This window comes from Lysobacter sp. Root494, assembly GCF_001427225.1.
Lineage (GTDB): Bacteria > Pseudomonadota > Gammaproteobacteria > Xanthomonadales > Xanthomonadaceae > Agrilutibacter.
Map to the genome: position 1 here is coordinate 1 of NZ_LMFH01000004.1, position 1,146 is coordinate 1,146.

The following is a 1,146-nucleotide window of genomic DNA, read 5'->3' on the forward strand; positions in this document are numbered from 1 at the left end:
ACCGGGACCGGGCAGCCGTCCGGACCGATGGTCTGGCCTGCCTGCGAACCGGGGCACTTGTCGTCGCAGTTGTTCACGCCGTCGCCGTCGTCGTCGCCATCGGTGCAGTTCGGAGCGACCGGAGGAGCCGGAGCAACCGCGGGAGCGGCAGCAGCGCCCAGCGGCACGATGATGCCGACCGAAGCGAGCACGTCGCCGAACCAGTCTTCGTCCACGGCCGCGACGCTCTGGTCGTCGAAGTCAGCGCGATAGGCGAGTTCGGTGCGGACGCCGAAGCTGCCCATGTCGCTCTGCAGACCCACGCCGACCTTGGCGGCCAGGTTGCCGTCTTCACGCTCGCCCGGCGAGTTCACGCTCGGGAACGCGTCGAACTCTTCTTCCGAACGCTGGAAGCCCAGGCCCATCAGGACGTACGGGTTCCAGTTGCGGCCTTCAGCGATGAAGTGGCGGCGCAGGTCGATCGAGACGCCGTACTGGCTCCAGTTGAGGTTCTGGTTGGCGTCGTTATGGGGATTCTGATAGTTCAGCTCGCCATCGAGCGACCAGGTGTCGCTGATGAACTTGCCGATGCCCAGGCCCACGAACGGCGCATTGCGCGTGCCGCGATCGTTGTCCTGGATGTTGAAACCGGTCGACCCCGTCAGGTACCAGCGGTCGTCGAAATCCTGCGCGTTGGCCGTCTGCGCGAACGCCAGGCCAGCGAGCAGCGCTGTGCTCAACAAGCGGATCTTCATATTTCTGACTCCTTGAGAAATGTCGGGAAACTCAATTCACGGCACTGAAACTGTGACCGGGATGGTCCAGCGGGCGTGACCCCCATTCACGATCCCTGGCGCGGCGGATGATAGCACCGTCAAGGCGATTGTTAACATCTCTTAACGTAGTGGAAAACCTTCAGCCACTAACTGCCCGTTCAGCCAAGCCCAAAAACGAAGCCCGGCACAAGGCCGGGCTTCGAAGTGTTGCCTGATGCCAGATCAGTTCTGGACGTTCAGCTCGGTGCGGCGGTTCTTCGCACGGCCTTCCGGATTGTCCGAACCATCTTCATTGGTGTTCGGAGCGATCGGACGGCTTTCGCCGTAGCCGTTCGGGCCCACCAGGCGCGCGGCGTCGATGCCGTTGCTGGTCAGGTAGTCGTACACGGCG

Annotated in this window: 1 protein-coding gene; it reads right to left on the reverse strand. The window is 63.1% G+C overall.

Going from position 1 to position 1,146, the window contains the following annotated elements; all coding sequences use genetic code 11:
- A partial coding sequence (locus ASD14_RS03235; protein WP_157475035.1) for a porin family protein occupies nt 1-734 on the reverse strand: 734 nt, incomplete at its 3' end.
- Nucleotides 735-1,146 lie beyond the last annotated feature (412 nt).